Annotated in this window: 2 protein-coding genes; both read right to left on the bottom strand. The window is 62.7% G+C overall.

Translation table 11 applies throughout. The annotated features are described in order from the left end of the window. Nucleotides 1–34: 34 nt before the first annotated feature. Nucleotides 35–910: an alpha/beta fold hydrolase gene (locus WCB02_RS36540; RefSeq protein ID WP_423966548.1), complete on the bottom strand. Its 876-nt coding sequence runs from the start codon at nucleotides 908–910 to the stop codon at nucleotides 35–37. Continuing rightward, nucleotides 907–1,350, bottom strand: a complete 444-nt coding sequence (locus WCB02_RS36535) for a hypothetical protein (protein WP_423966545.1) — start codon at nucleotides 1,348–1,350, stop codon at nucleotides 907–909. The genes WCB02_RS36540 and WCB02_RS36535 overlap by 4 nt, the downstream gene beginning before the upstream one ends. Between the last annotated feature and the right edge of the window lie 398 nt (nucleotides 1,351–1,748).

Genomic DNA, 1,748 nt, shown 5'->3' with positions numbered 1-1,748 from the left:
GCGATGAGCAGCACGGTCATAGTCAATCGTAATTTCATGATCCAGCCCCTCGCTGATTATCCTGTTGCGCGATGATCTCCCGAAGCACTGGTGCGATGTAGCGGCGGAACTGTGCAGGATTCTCGCTCATCGGAAAATGGCCGAGCTGCTCCATCACGACGGCCTTGACGCCTTCGATGCTGGCGGCCGTGCGCAACGTGTCTTCCGGCGTGCAGGAGAAGTCGTATTCGCCGGTCAACAGATAGAGCGGACATTGACGGACATCGATCCGCCCGGTGCGGCCGCGGAGATCGCCGTCGACGCGGTAGAAATACAGGTCGCCCTTGAACACGCCGGGGCCGCCCTGCTTGTAGCCGAACAATGTTTCGTTGCGGGCCGCTTCCGGCCCCTGGGGCGCGATCAGGCCGGAGACCAACGCAGCGCAGACCTCGCCGCCGTGAATGTCGGGGCGGTTCAGCCAGGCCGTGTCGTACCAGGGCTGCTGGAAGTCGGCGGCTTCCAGACCGATCAGGGCGCGGAACTCGCGCGCGTGATCAATCGCGAGGTTGAGGACGATACGGCCGCCGATCGAGCAGCCCATGACCACCGGCCGGTCCAGGGACAGCGCGGCGCAGAAGGCGCGGATGATTGCGGTGTAGCCTGCGGTGGTCAGCCTGTATTCGGTATTGTATCTGCTGTCCGGCGGGTTGGACTTGCCATGCCAGGGCAGGTCGAACGCGATGATGCGAAACTGCCGGGTGAACTCCTCGTCGGTCAACAGGTGGCGCCATTGCCTTGCGTCTGAGCCGGCGGTGTGCAGACAGACCAGCGGGATACCCGTTCCATTTTCTTCGAAATAGATGCGGTTGATCTCGCCGTCGATGTCGACATGCACATAGCGGCCGAGGATCGGTTCGATATGACCGGTCACGGCTTGCCTCTGACGGCGCTGTGCCGGGGCAGCGCCAGCAGGTCCTTGAAATATTGCAGGTGCGCCATGAAAGGATAAAGGTCACCTTCCAATGCCGCCTCGCCGCGCTTGGTCAGTGCCAAAAGATCGTGCCAGCCGGGCGGCGGGATCGGCTCCCAGTAAGCGGCGAAGGCCGCAGGCGAGGCGCGATAGGCGAAGCGCCACGACCGCATCAGCACCGGAGCCGGAATCATCTCCACGATCCGGCCGCCGCGGATTGCGACATGGAAGGGCCGCATGGTCGGCCCGAGCAGGCAATCCACATCGAGCCATCGCCCCCGCCCAACCAGCGCAGCGTCGCACGCGAGCAGGTCGGGAATCGACCGGAACGTCGCGATCAGGCCGGCATCGACCGAAGACGCCGTCGCTTCGCCTCTGCCTGGTCGATCGCATCGCTCCATCGTCGGTCCGTCGCTGTTTGATGGCGATCAATCCTGGAACCCGAGAGCGGTCTCTCGAATCGTCGTTCTGTCTAGCAGAACGTCATTCTGTTCCTGTCCCGCTCCTGTATAGGCCTTTGTTGGTGAGCTCAAGGGGGATGTCTGCAAGGTCTCTGCAGGGTCGCGCGCGGCGCCCGCAGCGGGACATCGAGATTTCGTGCTGCGGCCGATGGTCAAGACAGTCGGCGTTAACTCAAGCCGGTACCTGCGTCTATGTGAGAGGCGCCTACCACGTCGTCCCGGCCTTGAGCCGGGACCGTGCGTCTGTGATGTTGTTCTGTCAGGAGGTGAAAGTCCGACCCATGTGAAGTCACGTTACATGTAGCGGAAGGCAACTGCGTCGTTCAACTGCGGGATGT

Source organism: Bradyrhizobium sp. (assembly GCF_049581145.1).
Lineage (GTDB): Bacteria > Pseudomonadota > Alphaproteobacteria > Rhizobiales > Xanthobacteraceae > Bradyrhizobium.
Note: the sequence above shows the minus strand (reverse complement) of the source record. Positions and strands in the feature narration are given on the sequence as shown.

Bases quoted from the DNA above. Each gene is read 5' to 3' on its own strand.
- WCB02_RS36535 (WP_423966545.1), bottom strand. From the start codon at position 1,350: ATGGAGCGATGCGATCGACCAGGCAGAGGCGAAGCGACGGCGTCTTCG.